The organism is Paracoccus sp. (in: a-proteobacteria) (assembly GCF_047973135.1).
Classification (GTDB): Bacteria; Pseudomonadota; Alphaproteobacteria; order Rhodobacterales; family Rhodobacteraceae; genus Paracoccus.
In genome coordinates, this window is the sequence record NZ_JBKEBL010000037.1 from 1 (window position 1) to 22,843 (window position 22,843).

The window sequence follows — 22,843 nt, forward strand, 5'->3', positions numbered from 1 at the left end:
GGATCACCGGCGCGTTCCAGGGCGCAATACCAAGGCAGACCCCCAGCGGCCTGCGCTGCGACATGGCCAGCGTGCCGGGCTTGTTCGAGGGGATCACCTCGCCCGAGATCTGCGTGGTCATCGCCGCCGCCTCGCGCAGCATCCCGGCAGCCAGCATGCAGTTGAACCCGGCCCATGGCCCGGTCGCTCCGGTTTCCGCGATCATGGTCGCGACGATCCGGTCGGTCATCGCCTCCAGCGCGTCGGCGGCCCGGATCAGCAGGCCGCGGCGTTCGGCGGGGCCGGTGGCGGCCCATGCGGGAAAGGCGGCGGCGGCGGCGCGGGCGGCGGCGCGGGCGTCATCGGCCGAGGCGGCGGGCGCAGTGGTCGCGACCTTGCCCGTCACCGGGTCGTGGCGCTGATAGGTGCGGCTTTCTGCGGCGGGGGTGTCGGCACCGCCGATCAACATGGCAACATTCATCGGTTCAACTCCTTCAGCCAAAATCAGGACAGCCCATTGGCCAGCGCGTCGATATTGGCGCGCATGCCGCCATCGGCGTCGATATTCGTCCCCCGCAGCCAGCCCGCGCCATCGGACAGCAGGAACACCACCACCGGGGCGATATCCTCGGGGCGGCCGGGACGGTCCATGGTTTTCATGTCCTCTTCAGCGCGGGCGCCAAGGGTTTCGATGAAATCGGGCAGGATCGGCGTGTCCACCGGGCCGGGGCTGACAGCGTTCATGCGGATGCCCCGGTCGCGCCATGTCCAGCGGTTTTCATGGGTCCACGCAATCAGCGCCTGTTTGGTGAAGAAATAGCTGTTCTCGCGCGTGATCCCGTGGTCGCGGCAAAAGGCCGGGACGGCGGCGTGGTCCAGCCCGTCGGCCGCCCTGATCTTCGCGACCTCGCCCTCCCATCCGATGCCGGCCAGCGAGGCGAGGTTCACGATCGAGGCATTGTCGGCCAGCGTATCCACCAGCCCCAGCGTCAGCCGCTTCAGCGCCACCAGGTTGACCGTCACCACCTTCTCGGGCGGGGCGGTCGGAGGCACGCCCGCCGAATTGACCAGCCCGTCTGCGCGCAGCGGTTTCAGATGTTCGATCAGCGCCTCGACCACCGCCGCATTCGAAAGATCGGCCTGATGAAAAGCATCGACCTCGACTTCGGGCGGGTTGCGGTCCACTGCGACCACCGCTCCGCCCGCCTCGCGGATCCGGCGAACGGATTCGGCACCGATCCCCGATGCCGCTCCGGTCAGGATAATCGTCTTTCCACTCAGCATCGCAACAACTCCTTACATGCTTGAAATTCCGGCCCGCCCGTGCCTCAGGGCGCGGCACTGCGTTCGATGGCTATATTCAGCAGCACATGCCGCCTTTCGGTCGTGGCGATGCGGATCGCCCGGTCCAGCGCGGCGGGCAGGGCCGCGCCCTCGCTGACGGTTTCGGCATGGGCGCGGCTGGCCTGCGCGGTCAGGGTGAAATCGGGGCTGGGTTGCAGCGCAGTCAGCGGCACCTCGTTGGCCCGCGCGGCAAGGCCATCGGGATACAGCCCCTGAACCGAGGCCCGGACCGCACCCCATTCCTGATTGTTCAGCACCAGCACGATGACCGGCAGGCCCATGGCCTCGGCGATCTGGTGGCACACGGTCGGGTTCGAGAACATATAGCTGCCATCGCCCATCGTCGCAAAAACCAGTCGGTCGGGTTCGGCAAGCTGCGCCCCAAGCGCCGCGCCAAAGCCCCAGCCAAGCCCACCCGAATGCGGGTCCTGAAAATAGCTCAGATGCGCGTCCAGGTTCAGCGGCGGCAGCGGGCAGCCCAGTTCCTGAAACACCGTCGCCTTGCGCCCCGCGATGGCACGTCCAAGGCAGAGGCTGACCCAGTCCTTCGTCATCGGCGCACGGTTGCCCGCCTCGGCCGCGGCAATAACCGCCCTGCGCGTGTCATCGGACAGCGCAGCGATACGGTCGCGGCGCGCCGCGATCATCGCCTCGTCGCGCGGCTGGTCACGCATCGCCTCGATCAGCGCCAGAAGCGTCGGCCCGGTTTCGCCCGCCAGCGTGACATCGGCACGGAAATTCCTGACCGGAGTCCGCGCGAACAGGGGATCCGGTCCCAGATGGATGACCCTGACATCCCGGCGCAGCCGCACCTTGTCGGGCCACCAGGGCGCAAGACTGTTCAGCACCAGAACAACATCCGCCTCGGCCAGCATGGTTTCGGGGTTCACGCCGATCTGCATCGGGTGCGCCATCGGGATCGAAAGCTGATTGGCCCAGTAATGCGACAGGGGCATGGCCCGGTCGGTGACGAAATCCGACAGGGCGTCAAAGGCCACCTGAGAGCCCGCGCCCCGCTGGCTGATGATCAGCGGCGTCTGTGCCCCGGCCAGCAGCGCGGCGGCCCGGTGCAGCGCCGTCGGGTCGGGCGCGGTGATGACCGGTGCCATGCTGGCGGGCCGGTCCAGCCCGTCGGGCGGGACGGTCTGGCACAGCACTTCGCGCGGCAGGCCGAGATAGACCGGACCCTTTGGCGTGGAATTGGCAATAGCCCAGCCCCGGTCGAACAGGTCCGAGATCTGTTCGGGAAAGCGCAGTTCGTAATCCCATTTGCTGGCCTCGCGCACCAGCGCGGTCTGGTCGAACATTTCCTGCCCCCAGCCGATGGGAACAGTGCGCGCGCCGAAGCGATCCTTTTCCATGACCGGCGTGCGCCCCGACATCAGCATCACCGGAATCTGGTCGCAGGACGCATTGATCGCCCCCGTCGCGCCATTCGACAGCCCGACATTGGTATGCAGCATCACCGCCTGCATCCGGCCAGTGATCTGGTAATATCCATGCGCCATGCTGATCGCCGCCATCTCGTGCGGGACGGTCACGGCGGCGGGCAGCGCAACGCCCCGGCGGCGCGCGTCGATCAGCCCTTCGATGATCGGCGGAAAATCGGTGCCGGAATTGGCGAACACGTAATCGACGCCAAGCGACTTGAGCTTGCCGAACATGGCCCCGCCTGCTGTCAGCGGCGTCTTAGCCCCGGATGTCAAGCCGCAGCCCTCCTCTGGCTTGCAAGCGTGTTGGTCGTCTACCGATATTGGCTATTCAAGAAATGGGCGGGCCGATCCGCAATTGTCAACCATGTTTCGCCCCGCCGCCCCGGCCACCGCGCAGGCAGAGGCCAGGGCGGGCTCGTCAAGAGACAGCGAACTCGGTCATCATGCCGGTCGCCATATGCGGGACATGGTGACAGTGCAACATCCAGCGCGCGGCCTCGCCCGCGTCCAGCGCGACCGTGACCATCGCCATGGGCGGCACATAAACAGTATCGCGCCGCGCGCCGGACAGGCGGGTGCCGTTGATCCCGACCACCTGAAAGCTGTGGCCATGCAGGTGGATCGGGTGGCCCATCATCGACATGTTGTGAAACATCAGCTCGACACGCTCGCCGGTCCGGGCCTCGACGGGGGTATGATCGCCCCATGTCTTGCCGTCGATGGTCCACAGATAGGGCTGCATCGAGCCGCCCAGCATCACCATATGCGTGCGATCCGTCCGGCGTGCGGACAGCGGGTCAAGGGCGGCAAACCCGGCCTCTTGCGACAGGTCGGTATCGAAGGCGGGGGAATCCGCCTCGCTCATGAGCGGAATTTTCGGGATCGCCGCACCGGGGGTTGCAAGGATAAGCCCGGTCCGTTCCCGCGCGCCCTCGCGCAGCGCCAGGATCGGCCACGCCCCGCCTGCGGGCAGGTCGATCAGAATGTCCAGCCGCTGCCCCATGGCGACGCCAAAGCGCGACCCGGCGACCGGCTGCGTGCCATGCCCGTCCACGGCGACAAGCTGGCCGGGCAATTCGGCGGTGTCGATCCAGAACACCGTGGCCGAGGCGGCATTGATGATGCGCAGCAAGACCCGCCCGCCGCCATCGACGCTGACGATCTCGGGGTCGTGCAGCGTGCGGTCATTGGTCAGATAGGCATCCCAATCATAGTCGTTCAGGTCCATCGCCATCCCGCCCATGTCCATCTTGCCCATGTTCATGCCGCCAGAGTTTTCGCCGCCATGCATGCCATGACCCATGCCGTGCCCCGCATCCGCCGCAGGGGCGTGGCCGCCGGTGATCCGCTCAATTACCTCTTGCGGCTCGGCGAAGGCGAAATCGTGCAGGAACATGACAACCTCTTGCCGGTCGGCCGCCACGTCCCCGGCGCTGCGCACGATCAGCGGCGCGGCCAGCAGCCGGATTTCCTGCAAGGGCACATGCGCATGCATCCAGTGCGTGCCCGGAACAGGATCGAAATCATAGCTGCGGCTTTCGCCGGGGGCCAGCATCGGCATCGGCATGTCGGGCACGCCGTCCTGCGCATTGGGAGGCGTTTGTCCGTGCCAGTGGATCAGCGTAGGCTGATCCAGATCGTTGCGCAGATCGACCCGGAATCGCTGGCCGGGTTCCAGAACCAGCCCCTTGCCAAGCCCCAGAACCGTCGCAGCGCGGCCCTGAATGTCCAGCACTCGCGTCGTCGCCGTCAGTGACAGAGGCGCGGTCTGCGCCACCGGCATGCGCGGCATGGCCGCCAGTCCCAGCCCGGCAGCGCCTGCGGCCAGAAAGCCGCGTCTTGAGAAATTGATCATGCTTGCCTCCTTGGGGCGCGATGCCCCATCCTGAATCCGTTCTGACCCATCCCCGGCCACAAATGGCGGGACGGGCACCTTTCACGCAGGCACGGATTGCGGAGGCCGGTCGTTCAGCGAAGGATCGACGCCGCGCAGCGTCAGGTCGCCAGGCAGCGACGAAACCGCATGGCACACTGGCAGATCCGGCTGATCCGGCCCGCCATGCCCGACCGGCACGCCGCCCAGACAGGCCCATTCACACAGCCGCTGCATGACCCCGCCGTGACAGGTGTGACCGTCGCAGCCCTCAGCGGGTTGCGTCATCTGGTGCGGATGCGCGATTCGCATGGCAACCCCATGCGCCGAAGCCGCAAAGGACATCGCGTTCAGGGAAACCGCCATCAGGCTGACAAGAAGGATGCGCCACATAGTCTGTTTGCACGCCAAACAGCCCGTCTTGTCAACGGATCATCTGAAAACGCGGGGTTTACCCAAGGCCCGTGGACCATCGCGGGAAACGCCGCGTCATACAGGCTGAATGATTCCATCTGGCGGCCAATCATCCAAACGAAGTATATCTGCAATAAGCTAAAAATATTAATTAATATTCCGCAAATCTTCTGGAAACCCTGCACTTGCAGTCACAGCGCGGCACCGTTAGCTTGCGGAAATCCGGCATGGCTGCCGCTCTGATTGCACCACATGAATTAAGGATCCGCAGATGACCGTTCTTCTGTCCAACGCCCCGTTCAACGCCAGGAAGCTAAATTTCAACACGATCCTCACCGGAACCAACACTCAGGTTGAATTTTTTGACGACAAGAACCTCAAGGTGGGCATCGGAACCTATGCCGATACTTTCGTCGTGGCCGGAACCCATGGCGATGTCACGCAAAGCTTTTTCTTCCAGGGCGACAATCTGCAAACCAACGCACAGGGCATCATCAACGGCGGCACCGTTCAGGGGATGGCGGTCGCTCAATCGGCGGTCGATGGAAGCAACCCCAGGCTTGTCCTTGCCCTTGACGGGCTGTCGGTTCCTGTCGGCACCTTTCTGGCAGCCGTCAATTCTCCGTCTTTGGGGGATGACCGGAAACTGATTGCGGGCCTGCTGAAGGGCGATGATATCATGGTGCTAAGCAATGGTCGCGACATCGCGTCGGGGCTTTCGGGCCACGACCAGATCTCGGGCGGGGCGGGGCGCGACCTGCTGCGCGGCGGGCGCGGCAATGACACCCTGGTCGGCGACAAGGGCAACGACCGGCTGTTCGGGCAGGCGGGCAACGATACGCTGATCCTGGATGCGGGGAATGACCGGCTGGTTGGCGGAAAGGGCAGCGACTGGGTGCAGGCCGCCAGCGACACCGCCGCCACGATCAACCTTGGCCGCGCCGGACCGCAAAAGACCGGGCTTGGCAAGGACACGCTGGTCGGGATCGAAAACGCGCTCGGCTCGACCGGGAATGACCGGCTGATCGGATCGAAACGCGCGAACGAGCTGGACGGCGCGGGCGGCAATGACAGCCTGACGGGTGCGGGCGGCAAGGATGTGCTGAAGGGCGGGGGCGGAAACGACCTGCTGAACGGCGGCATGGGCGGCGACCTGCTGACCGGCGGTGACGGGATGGATCAGTTCATCTACAAATCCCTCAGGGACAGCGGCAATATCTGGGACGCCCAGGACGAGATCCGCGATTTCGAGCAGGGTCAGGACCGGATCAACCTGAAGGCGATGGATGCCAACCCGTCCACCGGCACGGACGACGCGTTCCGCTTTGTTGGCGATGACGGGCTAAGCATCTCGGGCACGGGTGAAATCGCTTACCGGCACGTCGTCTATATAGAAGACCAAAAGGACTATACGCTGCTGCTGATCGACACGGATGCCGACGCGGACCCCGAGGCGACCATCCGTCTGCCGGGGCATATCGATCTGACGGAATCAGATTTTATCCTTTGAATTCAGATATAAAGAAATCCCCTCAGGGGCCGCCGCCTGCTGCGGCGGCCCTTTCGTTGAGGGCACTATCCTTTTGGAGAATGATTAGCATTCTAATGGCCCCCTTCCGCCAGGCGCATGTATTGGCTAGTCCTGTGCGGAAATCAGAGGGGTTAAATCGCAGCCCGGAAAAGACCGGCCCGCGCCTTCGACCCGAACGGAGACCTGCGAGTTGGCAATCATTACCGCGACCGAGCCTTTTCGGCTGAACGAATTTGACATGAACGTCATCGAACGCCAGCTTTCAGGAATGGAACTGCGAGAACAGTCGCTTCCTGACCCGCAGACGGGCGAACTGCATGACGCGTTCGGGTTTGTCTGGAAGGTCAGCAACGTTCCCTATGTCGGCGTGCTGGCGGGCAACGATTTCGTCACCGACAATACCGGCCTGCTGTCGGGCGGCACCATCGTCTACTATTATCAGTTCTATTCGCTGGATGGCGGCCAGAACCTTCTGAATCCGTTCAAGATCGACGGCATCTCTGTGCCGGCGGAACAGTTCGTCGCGGCCGTCTATTCGGAATCGACCACGGACGACCAGCAGGTGTTCGCCGCAATTCTGGCGGGCGACGATGTGTTCTATCTCAGCACCGGCGACGATCAGGCCAACGGGTTCGACGGGAATGATTTCCTGCTGGCCGCACAGGGAAATGACGCGCTGGAGGGCGGGGCGGGCAATGACGGGCTGATGGGCGGCAGCGGCAATGACAGGCTGACGCTGGACGCCGGCGATGACACGCTGTCGGGCGGCGACGGGAACGACTGGGTTCTGGCCTCGGGCACGGCGCGGGTCAAAATCAACCTGAACAAGACCGAAATGCAGGATACCGGTCGCGGCACCGACACCCTGTCCGAGGTCGAGAACGCGCGCGGCGGTTCCGGCAATGACCGCCTGAACGGCACACCCGATGCCAATATCCTGCAAGGCGGGGCCGGGCGGGACGTGATGACCGGCATGGGCGGCAATGACAGGCTGATCGGTGGCGGCGGGGCGGACCGGCTGACCGGCGGCGCGGGTAAGGACATCCTCAGCGGCGGTGCGGGTGCCGATCGCTTTATCTTCAGGACGATCCAGGACAGCGGCGTCACCCCGGCAGCGCGGGACGTCATAACCGATTTCCGGCATGGCGTGGACAAGATCGTCCTGTCGCCGATCGACGCCGACCCCTCGGTCGCGGGCAATAACCGTTTTCACTTTGCAGGAGAGAACGGGATCGGACGGGCGAATGGCGGCGATGTCGCGATCCGTCATGTCCAGCTTGCCTCGGGCACGGAACGTACGCTGGTCCTGATCGACACCGACGCCGATATACGCGCGGAATCGGTTCTGGTCCTGCGCGGTCATGTGGACCTGTCGGTGGATGATTTCATCCTGTAACCGGCTTCAGAACGCCTGACGACCTGCGACAGCCGCTGCGCCCCGCAGCGGTTTTTTTGCTGTGATTCCATTCGCTTCTTAATTTTTATTATGGTTCTCAAATGGATGAAATTTGACTAGACAATACAGGCCAAATCGAAGCGTGAGCGTCATGAGACTTGTCACCCATGGCATCACGCCACAAGGGGAGATTGAGAATTGGCTAAAGTTTATGCGAGTGAAGCGTTCCGTATGCGCGACTATGATTTCAATATATTCCTGCGGGAAAAGGTAGGTTTCCGGCTAAGGGAAAATGTAATGGCCGACCCTGCAAACGGCGAACCTCTGGATGCGTATATCGCCGTCTGGGGCACCCGCGCACTCATCCGTGCGCCAACCGTGGCTGGGCACGGCCTGACCATTGACGGCAATGACATGTTGTCAGGGGGCACGGCCAACTATTACTTCGAATATTATTCCACAGACGGCGGCGTCTCTGTTGAGAACCCGCTTAGCATCAGCAACTTCTCGATCAGCGCAACAGAATTTGCCACGGCGATCAGGTCGAAATCGACGGCCGACGACATCAAGCTGGCTTCGAAGATCTTTTCTGGAAACGACCGCTTCGATCTAAGCCCCGAAAATGATCAGGTCACGGGTTTTACAGGCAATGACAGGATCCGTGGCGCGGAAGGCGACGACACGCTGTCGGGTGGGCCGGGCAATGACTCGCTTTACGGCGACGACGGAGCCGACCGGCTGTATATGGATGCGGGCAATGATGTCCTGTCCGGCGGCTGGGGAAGGGATACCGCCATCGTCATGGGCAAGGCACCTACCCGCATCGACCTGGCGCTGTCCGGCGGCCAGAAAACCGGGCGCGGGATCGACAAGCTCGACCAAATCGAAAATCTGCGGGGTGGCCAAGGCAAGGATCTGCTGTTCGGGTCAAGCACCGCGAATGCGCTGAATGGACAGGGCGGCAATGACCTGCTGGTCGGACGCAACGGCCATGACCGGCTGATTGGCGGCGACGGCAATGACCGGCTGATCGGCGGGCCGGGCAGCGACATCCTGCGCGGCGGCACAGGGGCCGACAGATTCGTATTCAACAGCATCAGCGACAGCAAAGCCTCGCAAACCCGCAGCGACAAGATCATCGATTTCCAGCAAGGTCAGGACAAGATCGTCCTGTCACGGATTGATGCCGATCCGCTGGTCGCGGGAAATGACCGCTTTCAGTTCATCGGCGACAGCCAGATCGGAACCGATGGCGGCGGCCAGGTCGCCTATCAGCAGATCATGCAGAATAACAAGGCGGTCACGCTGGTTCTGATCGACAACAACGCCGATGCACAGGCGGAATCGATCATCGCGCTGCACGGCCGTATCGACCTGACGGCGGATGATTTCATCCTGTAGCCCGCGTGGCACTCCCGGAAACAACCACAGCCGCCGGATTTTCCGGCGGCTGTCTGTTTTCGCCAGGCGCGGACGCGTTTATCCGGCCTTCGCCTGCTGCTGCGCGGCGGCCTCGCGGCGGGCGCGCAGTTCCTCGGCCACAAGGAAGGCCAGTTCCAGCGACTGGCTGGCGTTCAGGCGCGGGTCGCAGGCGGTGTGATAGCGGTCCGACAGAACCTCATCGGTCACTGCGCGCACGCCACCGGTGCATTCGGTCACGTCCTTGCCGGTCATCTCGAAATGCACGCCGCCGGGGATGGTGCCCTCGGCCGCGTGGACGGCAAAGAACTCGCGTACCTCGCGCAGCACCGAATCGAAGGGCCGCGTCTTGTAACCCGAGGCGGACTTGATCGTGTTCCCATGCATCGGATCGCAGGACCAGACGACATTCGCCCCCTCTTCCTTGACCGCCCTGATCAGGCGCGGCAGGTTGTCGCCCACCTTGCCCGCGCCGAAGCGCGCGATCAGGGTCAGACGGCCAGCCTCGTTCTGCGGGTTCAGCCGCGACATCAGCAGCTTGAGATCCTCGGCCGAGGTGGTCGGGCCGCATTTCAGCCCGATGGGATTCTGAACGCCCCGGCAAAATTCGACATGTGCGCCGTCAGGTTGCCGCGTCCGGTCGCCGATCCACAGCATATGCCCCGATCCGGCGACGGGCAGACCGGTGGTGGTGTCGGTCCGGGCCAGCGATTCCTCGTATTCCAGCAGCAGCGCCTCGTGGCTGGTATAGAAATCGACCTTGGCCAGTTGATGCGCGGTATCGGCTGTGACGCCCGCCGCCTGCATGAAGGCCATCGCATCGCCGATACGGTCGGCGATCTGGCGGTATTTCGCAGCCTCGGGCCCGCCGACGAAATCGGCGATCCAGCTTTGGACGCGGTGCATGTCGGCATAACCGCCGGTCGAAAAGGCGCGCAGCAGGTTCAGCGAGGCTGCCGCCTGCGTATAGGCCGCCAGCATCCGCTGAGGGTCGGGTACGCGCGCATCGGAGGTGAAGTCAAATCCGTTGATGATGTCGCCGCGATAGCTGGGCAGTTCCACGCCATCTACGGTTTCCGTGGGGGCGCTGCGCGGCTTGGCGAACTGGCCGGCCATGCGCCCGACCTTGATCACGGGAAGCTGCGCACCCCAGGTCAGCACCACGGCCATCTGCAACAGCACCTTGAATGTGTCGCGGATATTGTCGGCGCTGAACTCGGCAAAGCTTTCGGCGCAATCGCCACCCTGCAACAGGAAGGCGCGCCCCGCCGCGACACCTGCCAGTTCCTCGCGCAGACGGCGCGCCTCTCCGGCAAAGACCAGCGGGGGATAATGGCGCAACTGTGTTTCAGCGGCGGCCAGCGCCTGCGCGTCGGTATAATCGGGCATCTGCACGCGCGGAAAGGCGCGCCAGCCTGCCTTGTCCCAGGGGGAAGTGGCGGCTTGGGGGCGATTCTCCTGCGTCATGGCACGGGCTCCTTGGAAATAACGGTCGCGATGGTATAATCCCTTCGGCGCAGCAGGAAAAGAGCCGCGCCCGCGAAAGCAACCTCTGCGCGTGCGAATAGGTCGCTTTCGGCTCTTGCGGCAGCCGGGGTTCCGGTGTTTCCTGAACCGACCCCACGATCAGGCCCCTTCATGCCGACAGACAAGCCGCGCCGCTTCACCTTTCTGCTGCTCGACCGGTTCACCATGCTGCCCTTCACGGCGGCCATCGAGCCGCTGCGCCTGGCCAACCGCTCGGCCCGGCGCGCGCTGTACGAATGGCGTCTGGTCGGGCCGTCGGGCGATGTCGCCACCTGCTCGAACGGGGCGCGCCTCCAGCTTGATGCCGGGCTGGAGGCCGAGACCCAGCCCGGCCGCGATGAGGTGGTGATTGTCTGTGGCGGCACCGAGATCGCGCGCGAGGCGACAAAGCCGGTGCTGGCCTGGCTGCGCCGTCAGGAACGCAGCGGCGCGATGATTGGCGCGGTCTGCACCGGCGCTTGGATTTTGGCCGCCGCCGGGCTGCTGGACGGGCGCAGGGCGACAATCCACTGGGAAAATCATGACGGTTTCGCCGAGGCCTTTCCCAAGGTCGATCTTTTGCGTTCGGTTTTCGTGCAGGATGGCGGAAGGCTGACGGCGGCGGGCGGCACCTCATCCATCGACATGATGCTGCATCTGATCGCGCTTGCGCATGGCGACGATCTGGCCGCCGAGGTGGCCGACCAGATGCTGCACACCACGATCCGCACCGATCAGGATCGCCAGCGCCTGTCCATCCCCGCCCGGATCGGCGTGCGTCACCCGCGTCTGTCCTCGGTCATAGCGCGGATGGAGGGCAATCTGGAAGAACCGATCAGCCCCGTCCGCCTTGCCGCCGATGCGGGCATGTCCACCCGCCAGCTTGAACGCCTTTTCCGCCGCTATCTGAACCGCAGCCCGAAACGCTATTACATGGAAATCCGGCTGGCCCGCGCGCGCAACCTGCTGATGCAGACCGAGATGTCGATTATCGAGATCGCGCTGGCATCCGGCTTTTCCAGCCCCTCGCATTTCTCGAAATGCTATCGCGCGCAATATGGCAGCACGCCTTATCGCGAACGCGGCACCAGCCCGCCAACGGCCCCCGACCGCCGACGACCAACCTATGCCGTGAACCACCGTGTGACCGCGCGCGCGCATGGCGGCGAAATCGCCACCTGACCGGGCGACCGCGCGCGGCGGGGCGCAAAGCCCGGCCCCGCCGAAACGGCGGGACCGGGCCAGAGCAGGGATCAGTGAACCGTGATCCGTCCATCCGGCGCGGGCGCGAAATCCGGGCCCTGCGCGGCCAGATACTCGGCCAGCACATCGGCCAGATCCGGGCCGAAATCATAGACATTCGTGGCGTTGGCGGCGAAGGCCGTGTACCCGTCGCCGCCGCGCCGGACAAAGTTGTTCGACACCACGCCATAGGTGGCGGCGGGGTCTATGGCGGCCCATTCGCCATTCGCCGCGACCATCACCCCGCTGATCCGGCTTCCGACATCGGCCGCGCGGTCAACGCTGTATTTCAGCCCCGCGACCTGCGCAAAACGCCCCCCGCCTTCCTCTATCTGGCTGGCACCGTTTTCAAGCGCGGCCAGAATATCGGCCCCCGTGACCTGAAAGGTGGACAGCGTGTTCTGGAAGGGCAGCACCGTCAGAACCTCGCCCATCATGACCGGCCCCGCGTTGATCGAGGCGCGCACGCCCCCGCCATTCTGGATCGCGATGCTGATCCCCTGATCGCTGACGCGCGCCAGCATGGCATCGGCGATGACATCGCCCATGGCGCATTCCCCGGCCCGGCAGGTGGCGCGATCCCCGTCCAGCGCCACGCCCAGATGCGCAACCTGCCGGTTCCTGAGTTCCTCGATCGGGGCAGCCATTTCCTTGATGCGGGCGGCGATGGCCTGATCCTCGGGCACGGAATTGTCCAGCAGGACCGGCTGCCCCTCGGCACCAAGCAACTTGCCCTCATCGTCGAAAGTCAGAACCAGATGGCCAAGGAATTTTGAATAAGCATAGGCAGTTGCAACCGGAACCTCGGAACCGTCGATCCCTGCTGTCATGGTCGGATAGGGGCCTTCGGCACCCTCCATATCCCCCAGAAGCGTATGCGAATGCCCTCCGATCACCACGTCGATGCCGGGCACCTGCGCCGCAATTTCCTGATCGCGGTGATAGCCGACATGGGTCAGCGCAACGATCTTGTTCACGCCCTGATCGCCCAGCGCCTGCGCCTGCGCCTTCAGGCTTTCGATGTCGTCCATAAAGATGACCGCATCGCCCGGCACCGATGTCTCCGGCGTATCCGTCGCCAGCGCCGAAACGATGCCGACCTTTTCACCCCCGACATCCAGCGTCAGCGCCCCCTCGACCTGATCTTTCAGCAGGTCCGACTGCGACAGATCCAGATTGCCCGAAGTGACTGGAAAGGCCACCCCGTTCGTCAGCACGGCAAGCCCCTCGGGCCCCTTGTCGAATTCATGATTGCCGACGGCCATGGCATCATAGCCGATGGCGGTCATGAACTCGACCACCTCCTCGCCCTTGTAGGTCGAGAAAAACAGCGATCCCTGATACTGATCGCCAGCATCCAGTACCAGGACGTTTCCGCCCCCGGCAGTGATCTGATCGCGCAATTCCCTGACCTTGGTGGCAATCCGGGCGACACCGCCGAAACACTCGCCCGCAGCCAAAGTTTCCGCGTCGCAGGTACTGTCATATTTGTTCACCGGTTCGATCCGGCTGTGCACGTCATTCGTATGCAGGATATGCAGAACCATCTCGGCCTGGGCCGAACCTGCCATCAGCGCGGCGACCGTTGCGGCCCCGATAAGGCGAAATTTCATCCCCGTTCTCCTTGTGCTGGACATTCCAGTGCCATCAGCTTGGCCTACGGATGCGGGGCGGTCAAATCCTCGTGTCAATTGCGTGACAAGACGCATCTTGACCCGCGCCCCCGCAGCACGGCAAATGCCCCCATGCTGATCTACAAGATTTTCCGTGCCAAAGAATGGGCCGCGATGCAGACGGCGGGGCAAAGCGATGGCGCGCCGGTGGATGTCGCCGACGGGTTCGTGCATTTTTCTACCGCCGCGCAACTACCCGGCACGCTGGCGAAACATTTCGCGGGCGAGGACGGGCTGACGCTGCTGGCCTGCGAAGCCGGTTCGATGGGCGCTGCGTTGCGATGGGAGCCGTCGCGCGGGGGCGATTTGTTCCCGCATCTCTACCGGCGGCTGCGCATGCCCGACATCCGCTGGACGCGGCCTGTCGCGATCAGCGCTGAAGGCCATGACACAGGACCGCTGGAATGACACTGATCGAAAGGCTGGGCCTTGGTGCCCTGCACCGGCTGGACCCGGAACGCGCGCATGACCTGTCGATCCGCGTGCTGGCGGCGGGGATGGTGCCCCTGCCCGGCGCACCTGCCACGTCCGACCGGTTGCGCCTGCGGCTGGCAGGGCTGAAGCTGGCGAACCCCGTGGGTCTGGCGGCGGGCTATGACAAGAACGCCCGCGCCGTGGCACCACTGATGCGCGCGGGCTTCGGTTTCATCGAACTGGGTGCCGCGACCCCGCGCCCGCAACCCGGCAATCCGAAACCGCGCCTGTTCCGCCTGACTGCGGACCGCGCGATCATCAACCGCTTTGGCTTTAACAATGACGGCGCGGCGGCAATCGCCGCGCGGATGCAGGCCCGTCCGGCAGGCATCCCTGTTGGCCTGAATATCGGCGCGAACAAGGACAGCGCCGACCGCGCCGCCGATTTCGCGCAGGTCGTGCGGATGGCGGGCGAGGCGGCCGATTTCCTGACCATCAACGTCTCTTCCCCCAACACCGAGAAACTGCGCGATCTGCAGGGTGCGGCGGCCCTTGCCGCATTGCTTGACGGCGTGATGACTGCCCGCGACGCCCTGCCCCGGCGGGTTCCGGTCTTTATCAAGATTGCCCCCGATCTGGATGCACGTGCCCTGTCCGACATCGCGGCAGTGGCGCGCGACGCCCGTGTCGATGCCATCATCGCCACCAACACCACCCTTTCACGCGACGGCCTCACGGGCGGGCATGGCGGCGAAGCCGGGGGCCTGTCCGGTGCCCCGCTGTTTCAGCGCGCAACCGGCGTTCTGGCGCGACTGCACCGCGAAACACGGGGCGAGATCCCGTTGGTTGGTGTCGGAGGCATTGGCTCGGCCGAACAGGCATGGCAGAAACTGCGGGCCGGAGCCTCGGCGATCCAGCTTTATTCCGCCCTGATCTATCAGGGATTTTCGCTGGCACACGACATCGCCCGCGACATCGACGCAAGACTTGCGCGCGACAGGATGACCCTGCCCGAACTGACCGGCAGCGGCGTTTCCGACTGGGTCTGACGGTTTTCCCCCGTCAGATCGGCCCGCCCGCCGCGTCGAACACCCCCTCGAACAGCGCCGAGGACAGATAGCGTTCGCCCGAATCCGGCAGAATGACGACGATGGTCTTACCCTCGTTTTCCGGCAGATGCGCCAGACGCAGCGCCGCCGCCGTCGCCGCGCCGCAGGAAATGCCCGACAGAATCCCCTCCTCCCGCGCCAGCCGCAGGGCGGTTTTCATCGCCTCGTCATTGCCAACCTGTTCAATGCGATCCACCAGCGACATGTCCAGCACCTGCGGCACAAAGCCCGCGCCGATGCCCTGAATCTTGTGCGGGCCGGGCTGGACAGGCTGGCCGTCGCGTGTCTGGGTCAGGACCGGGCTGTCGGCGGGTTCCACCGCAACCGAGGTGATCTTCAGCCCGCGCGTCCCCTTGAGATAGCGGCTGACGCCGGTAATCGTGCCACCGGTCCCGACGCCCGCGACGAAAATGTCGATCTTGCCGCCGGTATCCTGAAAAATCTCGGGGCCGGTGGTGCTTTCATGGATCGCAGGGTTGGCGGGGTTGTTGAACTGTTGCAGCAGCACATAGCGCGCCGGATCCGAGGCCGCAATTTCCTCGGCCTTCGCGATCGCGCCTTTCATCCCCTTGGCCCCCTCGGTCAGCACCAGCTTCGCGCCAAAGGCCAGCAGCAGCTTGCGCCGCTCAAGGCTCATCGTGTCCGGCATGGTCAGGGTGATCGGAATGCCCCGCGCCGCCGCGACAAAGGCCAGCGCGATCCCGGTATTGCCCGAGGTGGGTTCCACGATCTCTTTGCCGGCACCAAGCAGGCCGCGTTCCTCGGCGTCGCGAACCATCGCCGCGCCGATCCGGCATTTGACCGACCAGGCGGGGTTGCGGCCCTCGATCTTGGCCAGAACGGTTGCGCCAGCGCCGTCGGTGATGCGGTTCAGCCGGATCAGCGGCGTGCGTCCGATGCTTTGCGAATTATCGGAAAAAATCTGCGTCATGGCGATACCCCTTCCCCTGATCCCCTGACAAAGGCCCTCGGGCCGTCGCGATTGCAAGGTTAACCGCGGGCAGGGAAAAAGCCAACGTTGAAAGGCCGCCTGTGGCACGGGCCGTCATTTTCAGGTCAGGGTCGCTGACCAGTCGAAATTGCGGATCATCCAGTCGGCGAGCAGGTTCACCGTATTCGTGGCGATCAGGATCGCGAAACCGATCAGCATTGCGCCCGTCGCCTTTTCGACAAGGCCCAGATATTTGCGGTTGCGGGCGACCCAGACAAGGAATGGTTGCGCAAAGAACGCCGCCAGCACGAAGGGCAGTGTCATGCCGAACCCATAGACCAGCAGCAGCGCACACCCCCGCCACAGATCGCCCATCCCCGAGGCTATCAGCAGGATCGCGGTCAGGACGGGGCCGATGCAGGGCGTCCAGCCAAAGCCGAAGGCCAGCCCCATGACATAGGATCCCGCCAACCCTGAGGGTCGGGACGGCCCGGCCAGCCGCACCTCGCGATAGAGAAAGGGAAGGCGCAGGATGCCCAGAAAATGCAAGCCAAAGACGATCAGGATCACAGCGGCGACATAGGCAAGAGGCTGTTTCCACTGCGCAAAGACCTGCCCCAGCGCGGTCGCTCCCAGTCCAAGAAGCAGAAAGATGGTCGTCACCCCAAGGGCAAAGGCCACAGCCGACAACACCAGCCGCCGCTGCGCGCCGGGATTGATCCGCCCGTCGCCGCGCAGCTCGATCACCGAAATTCCGGCCATGTAGGACAGATAAAAAGGCACCATCGGCAGGATGCAGGGCGACAAAAAGGACAGGATACCCGCAAGGGCAGCGCCCCGGAAACCTATCTCCAGCATGAGTCTTCTCCTTGCCCGGATGGTTGATTATTCGCGCCGACCCGTCAATCGCCGATGCACCCGTTGCACAATTCGCCCGTTGTGGCGACGCCGCGCTGTGCCTAAGCTGCGGCCATGATCACCCGTGCCACATGCGCGCTTTGCGCCACCCTAACGTTGCTGGCGGCCTGTGCCGATCCGGCGACCCCCTATCCCGATCTGGTCCCGACCAGCCGGATGCTGGCGCAACCGGTTCTTGACCCCGATGCCGCCGCGCCCGAAACCACGACCGACGCGACCAAAGCACGCGCCGCCGCGCTGAAGGCCCGCGCCGGGACGCTGCGTCGGCCGGTCATCCCGCCCGACCTGCGCAATCGCATGCAACAAACCGCCGGACAATTGCGCCAAGCCGAATAAACCGCCACGTCAGACCCCATCCCAGCCGGAGACCGTCATGCCCGTCATCACCTGCATCGAGGATCTGAAGCGCCTGCACAGGGCCCGCGCACCGCGGATGTTTTATGACTATGCCGAATCGGGCAGCTACAGCGAACAGACCTTTCGCGAAAACACGACCGATTTCGCCGATATCCGGCTGCGCCAGAAGGTCGCGGTGGACATGTCGAACCGCAGCACCGCATCCGACATGGCCGGGCTGCCGGTCAGCATGCCCGTCGGGCTGGCTCCGGTCGGGATGACGGGCATGCAGCATGCGGATGGCGAGATTCTGGCGGCAAAGGCCGCCGGGAAATTCGGCGTGCCCTTCTGCCTGTCCACCATGTCGATCTGTTCCATCGAGGATGTCGCGCAGAACACGGCGAAACCATTCATGTTCCAGCTTTACGTCATGAAGGATCAGGAATTTCTGGAAGCCATCATCAACCGCGCGAAAACCGCCGGATGCAGCGCGCTGGTCCTGACGCTGGATCTGCAAATCCTTGGCCAGCGCCACAAGGATCTGAAAAACGGCCTGTCCGCCCCGCCCAGAATGACCCTGCCGACCGTGCTGAACCTGGCGACGAAATGGCGCTGGGGTCTGGGCATGTTGCAAACGAAACGCCGGGGCTTTGGCAATATCGTCGGGCATGTAAAGGGCGTCGGCGATGCCTCGTCACTGCTGAGCTGGACGGCCGAGCAATTCGACGAAAGGCTGGACTGGGACAAGATTGCCAGCATCCGCGAGATGTGGGGCGGCAAGCTGATCCTGAAAGGCATTCTGGACCCCGAGGACGCGCGCATCGCCGCAGATTTCGGGGCCGACGCCATCGTGGTCAGCAATCACGGCGGACGGCAACTGGACGGTGCGCTGTCCTCGATCCGGATGCTGCCGCATATTGTCGAGGCAGTCGGCGACCAGATCGAAATCCACATGGACAGCGGCATCCGCAGCGGTCAGGACGTACTGAAGGCGCTGGCCCTTGGCGCGCATGCCACATGGATCGGGCGGGCCTTTGTCCACGGGCTTGGGGCCATGGGCGAGGCTGGCGTGACCACCGCGCTGGAGGTGATCCGCAAGGAACTGGACACGACCATGGCACTGTGCGGCGAACGCGATGTGCGGGCTTTGGGACGGCAGAATGTGCTGCTGCCACAGGGTTTCCTGACGGAATACGGCGGCTGAGGCCGGATTCACCCTTCACAAGCGGCCCGGCCTGCGTTAAGGGCTGCGACCTGTCGTCATGCACCCTTGGAGGATGGCGGCATCAACAAATGTCAAAGGATAATTATCATGGCCAAAGAGATCCCGGATCTGGTGGCCGAGGCACGCGTGGGGACAGGCAAGGGGGCCGCCCGCCAAGCTCGTCGTCAAGGCAAGGTGCCCGGCATCGTTTATGGTGACCACAAGGACCCGGTCGGCGTTCAGTTCGACTTTAACCAACTGCTGACCCGGCTGCGCGCCGGTCGCTTCATGTCCACGCTGTGGAACCTGAAGGTCGAGGGTCAGGAAGACGTGCGCGTCATCTGTCGCGCCGTGCAGAAGGATGTGGTCAAGGATCTGCCGATCCATATCGACTTCATGCGCCTGCGCCGCACCTCGAAGGTGAACCTGTTCATCCATGTCGAGTTCATCAACCAGGACACCTGCCCCGGCCTGAAAAAGGGCGGCACGCTGGTGACGGTGCGCCCCGAGGTCGAGCTGCTGGTGACTGCAAGCGACATTCCCGATCACATTACCGTTGATCTGGAAGGCCGCGAAGTTGGCGACAGCATTCATATCGGCGATGTGAAACTGCCTTCGGGTGCACGCCCCACCACCGACCGCAACTTTGTGATCGCGAATATCGCCGCCCCCTCGGCGCTGCGTTCCAGCGATGACGAACCCGAAGCGGGTGAAGGCGAAGCCGAAGAGGCCGCCGCCGAAGCCGAAGAATGATCGCCCGGCCCGTCGCGGGCCTCGCGTGATCCTGTGGGCGGTGCCGCTGGTGCCGCCCTTTCCTTTTCCGGGGCCTGCTGCTAGCTGTCCGGCCTTGCCCCATGCCGCAAGAGGTCCGCATGCAGCCTGTCCATATCATCGGTGCCGGTCTGGCCGGATCCGAGGCCGCCTGGCAGACTGCCCGCGCAGGGGTGCCGGTGATCCTGCACGAGATGCGCCCCCAGGTCGGAACCTTCGCCCACAAGACCGGCGATTGCGCCGAGATGGTCTGTTCGAACAGCTTTCGCTCGGATGACGATCAGATGAACGCCGTCGGGCAACTGCACTGGGAAATGCGCAGTGCGGGCGGGCTGATCATGGCCATGGCCGACCGCCACCGCCTGCCGGCGGGCGGCGCGCTGGCCGTGGACCGCGAGGCGTTTTCGCAGGCCGTGACGGCGGCGCTGCGGGCCGAGCCGCTGATCGAATTTGCGCCGGGCGAGGTGGCAGACCTGCCCCCGGATGGCAACTGGATCGTGGCGACCGGGCCGCTGACCTCGGACCGGCTAGCGGCGTCGATCCGCGCCGAGACCGGGACCGAAGCGCTGGCCTTTTTCGACGCCATCGCCCCCATCGTCCATGCCGACACGATCGACATGTCGGTGGCCTGGGAACAAAGCCGCTATGACAAGGGCGAGACCGAGGCCGAACGGCGCGCCTATATCAACTGCCCGATGACCCGCGACCAGTACGAGGCCTTCATTGATGCGCTGCTGGCCGCCGACAAGACCGCGTTCCGCGAAGGAGAAACCGCCGGTTATTTTGACGGCTGCCTGCCCATCGAAGTCATGGCCGAACGCGGCCGCGAAACACTGCGCCACGGGCCGATGAAGCCGGTTGGCCTGACCAATGCCCACAAACCCGGCGAAAAAGCTTATGCAGTAGTTCAACTTCGCAGGGACAATGCACTGGGAACGCTGTATAATATAGTCGGCTTTCAGACCAAGATGAAACATGGCGCACAGACGCAGGTGTTCCGCCTGATCCCCGGTCTGGAAAACGCCGGTTTCGCCCGGCTGGGCGGCATTCACCGCAATTCCTTCCTGAACTCGCCCACGCTGCTGGACGACCGGATGCGGATGCGTCACCGCCCGAACCTGCGTTTCGCAGGTCAGGTCACGGGGGTCGAGGGCTATGTCGAAAGCGCGGCCATGGGTCTGCTGGCGGGGCGGATGGCAGCGGCGCAGGCGCGCGGCGCGGACCTTGCCCCGCCGCCCTTCACGACCGCGATGGGCGCGCTGGTCAATCACATCACTGGCGGGGCCGAGGCAAAGACCTTTCAGCCGATGAACGTGAATTTTGGGCTATTTCCGCCGCTGGACGACGCGCGCGGTGGCCGCCGGGGCCGCAAGGACCGCTATCCAGCCTATACCCAACGCGCCAAGGACGATTTCTCGGCATGGCTTGCGGCGCAATAAGGCGCACGCGCTTTGCGCCTTCGCCCACGGGGCTGCTGCATCTGGGCCATGCCTGCGCCGCGTTGATTGCTGCGCGACAGGCCGATCCTGGGCAATTCTTTCTGCGGATCGAGGATATTGACCGCAACCGCTGCAAATCCGCATTCGAGGCCGCGATTTACGACGATCTGGCCTGGCTGGGGCTGGACTGGCAATGCCCGGTCATGCGGCAATCCGACCGCATGGCGACCTATCTCGACGCGTTGGGACGGTTGGCGCGCTGGTCCTATCCCTGCCGCTGCCGCAGGGGCGACATCCGCGCCGCCCTGTCCGCCCCGCAGGAAGGCGCATTCCCCGCCGGGCCGGACGGGCTTATCTATCCGGGCACCTGCCGGGGCCGCGCCCTGGCCGATGCGGGCGCGGATGACGTGATCCGGCTGAACGTGGCCCGCGCCTTTGAAGATCTGGGGATTGACCGGATCGGCTTTCGCGACGAGGCAATCATGCCCGGCCATGACCACAGCATAACGCGCGCGGAATTTCTGGACGGCATCGGAGATGTCATCCTGTCGCGGCGCGGAATGGGCACCTCATATCATCTGGCGGTGGTCGTGGACGATGCCGCCCAAGGCATCACCGTCGTTACCCGTGGAAAAGATCTTTTCGATTCCACATGGATACACGTATTTCTTCAGAAATTGCTAAAGCTTCCGACGCCGCTTTATCATCACCACAGGCTAATCCGCGACGATGCCGGCAAAAGGCTGGCCAAGCGCGACGACGCCCGCGCCATCCGCCACTATCGCGAAGACGGTGCCACACCGCAGGATATCCGCCGCCTGCTGGGGTTGTGACCTGTTCCCGGCGGTCAGTCGGTCATCGGCTGCATGATCTCGACTTCGGTCCTGTCGCGGATGGCAGTGTAAAAGCAGCTTTGACGGTTGGTGTGGCAGGCGGGGCCGGTCTGATCGACCAGCGCCAGCAGGCAGTCACGGTCGCAATCCAGCCGCAATTCAACCAGCTTCTGCACATGGCCCGAGCTTTCTCCCTTGACCCAGAAATCGCTGCGAGAGCGCGACCAATAGGTGACGCGCCCGCTGTCCAGCGTGCGGGCAACGGACTCGGCGTTCATCCATGCCATCATCAACACATCGCCGGTGGCGGCATCCTGCGCAATGCAGGGGATCAGGCCATTTGCGTCGAATTTCAGGCTGCCGGGGCTGAACATCGGGTTCCCTTTCGGTGATACCGCCCCTATCTAATGCGAATGCAGCCGGGGAGAAAGCACCGATGGCCGATACCGATCTGATGCAGCTTTATTCGCGTCGCATCCTGGCACTGACCACGGCGATTCCGCATCAGGGGCGTCTGGATGCGCCCGATGGCTCGGCGATGCGGCGTTCGCCGCAATGCGGGTCGTCGGTGACGGTGGATGTGGTGATGCTGGATGGCCGCATTGCCGGGTTCGCCCAGCAGGTGAGGGCCTGCGCCTTGGGTCAGGCCTCGGCGGCGGTTCTGGGCGACAGGGTGATCGGCCAGTCGCGGGATCAGATTTCCGCAACCCGCGACCAGCTTGACGCAATGCTGAAGCAGGGAGGTACGCCCCCCGTCGGCGATTTCGCCGATCTTGAGGCACTGATGCCTGCGCGCGAGTTTCCAAATCGCCATGCCTCGATCCTGCTGGCCTGGGACGCGACCCTTGCCGCGATCGATCAGGCGCAGACCGCCTGACCCTTCGAAAGCCCTGCATCGTCGAAAACCCGACACCACGAAAAAACCGGCCCGCGAAGGGGCCGGTCAAGTTGCGCGTGCAGGGGGACAGTGACGGCGCACAGGCGTGGCGCCGATATGCAACGCGGGGCAGAAAGATCAGGCTTGCAGGATACCTGGCAGCCACAGGACGATGATGGTCGTCACCGACAATGCGGTGAC

The 22,843-nt window shown here is 64.2% G+C and carries 22 protein-coding genes; 12 read left to right on the plus strand and 10 right to left on the minus strand.

Annotated elements, in window-relative coordinates:
* From ACK5L9_RS03535 to ACK5L9_RS03555, 5 genes are all read right to left on the minus strand, one after another.
* Window positions 1–460, minus strand: a 460-nt coding sequence (locus tag ACK5L9_RS03535; RefSeq protein ID WP_416910067.1) for an aldehyde dehydrogenase family protein, incomplete at its 3' end; no start/stop codon positions are given.
* Between the two features lie 23 nt (window positions 461–483).
* Window positions 484–1,263: a coniferyl-alcohol dehydrogenase gene (locus ACK5L9_RS03540; RefSeq protein ID WP_416910068.1), complete on the minus strand. Its 780-nt coding sequence runs from the start codon at window positions 1,261–1,263 to the stop codon at window positions 484–486.
* 44 nt (window positions 1,264–1,307) lie between these two features.
* Complete coding sequence (locus ACK5L9_RS03545) at window positions 1,308–3,029, minus strand: thiamine pyrophosphate-requiring protein (protein WP_416910069.1); 1,722 nt, start codon at window positions 3,027–3,029, stop codon at window positions 1,308–1,310.
* Between the two features lie 145 nt (window positions 3,030–3,174).
* Window positions 3,175–4,611 carry a multicopper oxidase family protein gene (locus ACK5L9_RS03550; RefSeq protein ID WP_416910070.1) on the minus strand — a complete coding sequence of 479 codons (1,437 nt, stop codon included), beginning with the start codon at window positions 4,609–4,611 and terminating at the stop codon, window positions 3,175–3,177.
* 81 nt (window positions 4,612–4,692) lie between these two features.
* Window positions 4,693–5,022: a hypothetical protein gene (locus tag ACK5L9_RS03555; protein ID WP_416910071.1), complete on the minus strand. Its 330-nt coding sequence runs from the start codon at window positions 5,020–5,022 to the stop codon at window positions 4,693–4,695.
* A 292-nt stretch (window positions 5,023–5,314) separates the two neighbouring features.
* On the opposite strand from ACK5L9_RS03555, the gene ACK5L9_RS03560 reads away from it, so the two are divergent.
* The 3 genes from ACK5L9_RS03560 (at window position 5,315) to ACK5L9_RS03570 (ending at window position 9,371) form a co-directional block, all read left to right on the plus strand.
* Window positions 5,315–6,553 carry a calcium-binding protein gene (locus ACK5L9_RS03560; RefSeq protein ID WP_416910072.1) on the plus strand — a complete coding sequence of 413 codons (1,239 nt, stop codon included), beginning with the start codon at window positions 5,315–5,317 and terminating at the stop codon, window positions 6,551–6,553.
* A 211-nt stretch (window positions 6,554–6,764) separates the two neighbouring features.
* The gene (locus ACK5L9_RS03565; RefSeq protein ID WP_416910073.1) at window positions 6,765–7,970 is read left to right on the plus strand and encodes a calcium-binding protein; all 1,206 of its coding nucleotides are present in this window, start codon (window positions 6,765–6,767) and stop codon (window positions 7,968–7,970) included.
* Between the two features lie 297 nt (window positions 7,971–8,267).
* A complete protein-coding gene (locus ACK5L9_RS03570; protein ID WP_416910074.1) occupies window positions 8,268–9,371 on the plus strand; it encodes a calcium-binding protein in 1,104 nt (367 codons plus the stop codon).
* Between the two features lie 78 nt (window positions 9,372–9,449).
* Here the strand turns inward: ACK5L9_RS03570 and ACK5L9_RS03575 are convergent, their stop codons facing one another.
* The gene (locus tag ACK5L9_RS03575; RefSeq protein ID WP_416910075.1) at window positions 9,450–10,856 is read right to left on the minus strand and encodes a class II 3-deoxy-7-phosphoheptulonate synthase; all 1,407 of its coding nucleotides are present in this window, start codon (window positions 10,854–10,856) and stop codon (window positions 9,450–9,452) included.
* Window positions 10,857–11,027: 171 nt separating this feature from the next.
* Between ACK5L9_RS03575 and ACK5L9_RS03580 the strand changes: the two genes are divergently transcribed.
* Window positions 11,028–12,077: a GlxA family transcriptional regulator gene (locus tag ACK5L9_RS03580; protein WP_416910076.1), complete on the plus strand. Its 1,050-nt coding sequence runs from the start codon at window positions 11,028–11,030 to the stop codon at window positions 12,075–12,077.
* Between the two features lie 71 nt (window positions 12,078–12,148).
* Here the strand turns inward: ACK5L9_RS03580 and ACK5L9_RS03585 are convergent, their stop codons facing one another.
* The gene (locus tag ACK5L9_RS03585) at window positions 12,149–13,750 is read right to left on the minus strand and encodes a bifunctional metallophosphatase/5'-nucleotidase (RefSeq protein ID WP_416910077.1); all 1,602 of its coding nucleotides are present in this window, start codon (window positions 13,748–13,750) and stop codon (window positions 12,149–12,151) included.
* 132 nt (window positions 13,751–13,882) lie between these two features.
* Here ACK5L9_RS03585 and ACK5L9_RS03590 point away from each other — a divergent pair, with 132 nt between their 5' ends.
* Together ACK5L9_RS03590 and ACK5L9_RS03595 are read left to right on the plus strand one after the other, a co-directional pair.
* Window positions 13,883–14,218 (plus strand): DUF952 domain-containing protein, encoded by a 336-nt coding sequence (locus ACK5L9_RS03590; RefSeq protein WP_416910078.1) that lies wholly within the window; start codon window positions 13,883–13,885, stop codon window positions 14,216–14,218.
* Window positions 14,215–15,273 carry a quinone-dependent dihydroorotate dehydrogenase gene (locus ACK5L9_RS03595; protein WP_416910079.1) on the plus strand — a complete coding sequence of 353 codons (1,059 nt, stop codon included), beginning with the start codon at window positions 14,215–14,217 and terminating at the stop codon, window positions 15,271–15,273. The genes ACK5L9_RS03590 and ACK5L9_RS03595 overlap by 4 nt, the downstream gene beginning before the upstream one ends.
* Before the next feature lie 13 nt (window positions 15,274–15,286).
* On the opposite strand, the gene cysK is transcribed toward ACK5L9_RS03595, so the two are convergent.
* Entirely contained in the window at window positions 15,287–16,264 is a 978-nt protein-coding gene (gene cysK, locus ACK5L9_RS03600) for a cysteine synthase A (protein ID WP_416910080.1), read from the minus strand.
* Between the two features lie 120 nt (window positions 16,265–16,384).
* Entirely contained in the window at window positions 16,385–17,122 is a 738-nt protein-coding gene (locus tag ACK5L9_RS03605; protein ID WP_416910081.1) for a cytochrome c biogenesis CcdA family protein, read from the minus strand.
* A gap of 114 nt (window positions 17,123–17,236) precedes the next feature.
* Here ACK5L9_RS03605 and ACK5L9_RS03610 point away from each other — a divergent pair, with 114 nt between their 5' ends.
* The 5 genes from ACK5L9_RS03610 to gluQRS all read left to right on the plus strand — a co-directional run bounded on the left by ACK5L9_RS03610 (window position 17,237) and on the right by gluQRS (window position 21,765).
* Window positions 17,237–17,518, plus strand: a complete 282-nt coding sequence (locus tag ACK5L9_RS03610) for a hypothetical protein (protein WP_416910082.1) — start codon at window positions 17,237–17,239, stop codon at window positions 17,516–17,518.
* A 37-nt stretch (window positions 17,519–17,555) separates the two neighbouring features.
* Window positions 17,556–18,722 carry an alpha-hydroxy acid oxidase gene (locus ACK5L9_RS03615; RefSeq protein ID WP_416910083.1) on the plus strand — a complete coding sequence of 389 codons (1,167 nt, stop codon included), beginning with the start codon at window positions 17,556–17,558 and terminating at the stop codon, window positions 18,720–18,722.
* A 108-nt stretch (window positions 18,723–18,830) separates the two neighbouring features.
* Window positions 18,831–19,475 (plus strand): 50S ribosomal protein L25/general stress protein Ctc, encoded by a 645-nt coding sequence (locus ACK5L9_RS03620; RefSeq protein WP_416910084.1) that lies wholly within the window; start codon window positions 18,831–18,833, stop codon window positions 19,473–19,475.
* Between the two features lie 119 nt (window positions 19,476–19,594).
* The gene (gene trmFO, locus ACK5L9_RS03625) at window positions 19,595–20,932 is read left to right on the plus strand and encodes a methylenetetrahydrofolate--tRNA-(uracil(54)-C(5))-methyltransferase (FADH(2)-oxidizing) TrmFO (protein ID WP_416910085.1); all 1,338 of its coding nucleotides are present in this window, start codon (window positions 19,595–19,597) and stop codon (window positions 20,930–20,932) included.
* Window positions 20,914–21,765, plus strand: a complete 852-nt coding sequence (gene gluQRS, locus ACK5L9_RS03630; RefSeq protein WP_416910086.1) for a tRNA glutamyl-Q(34) synthetase GluQRS — start codon at window positions 20,914–20,916, stop codon at window positions 21,763–21,765. The genes trmFO and gluQRS overlap by 19 nt, the downstream gene beginning before the upstream one ends.
* Before the next feature lie 14 nt (window positions 21,766–21,779).
* Here gluQRS and hisI read toward each other — a convergent pair whose 3' ends face one another.
* Window positions 21,780–22,139, minus strand: coding sequence for a phosphoribosyl-AMP cyclohydrolase (gene hisI, locus ACK5L9_RS03635; protein ID WP_416910087.1), 360 nt, complete (start codon window positions 22,137–22,139; stop codon window positions 21,780–21,782).
* A gap of 62 nt (window positions 22,140–22,201) precedes the next feature.
* Here hisI and ACK5L9_RS03640 point away from each other — a divergent pair, with 62 nt between their 5' ends.
* On the plus strand, window positions 22,202–22,642 hold the full coding sequence (locus ACK5L9_RS03640; RefSeq protein ID WP_416910088.1) for an iron-sulfur cluster assembly scaffold protein: 441 nt from the start codon (window positions 22,202–22,204) through the stop codon (window positions 22,640–22,642).
* Window positions 22,643–22,843 lie beyond the last annotated feature (201 nt).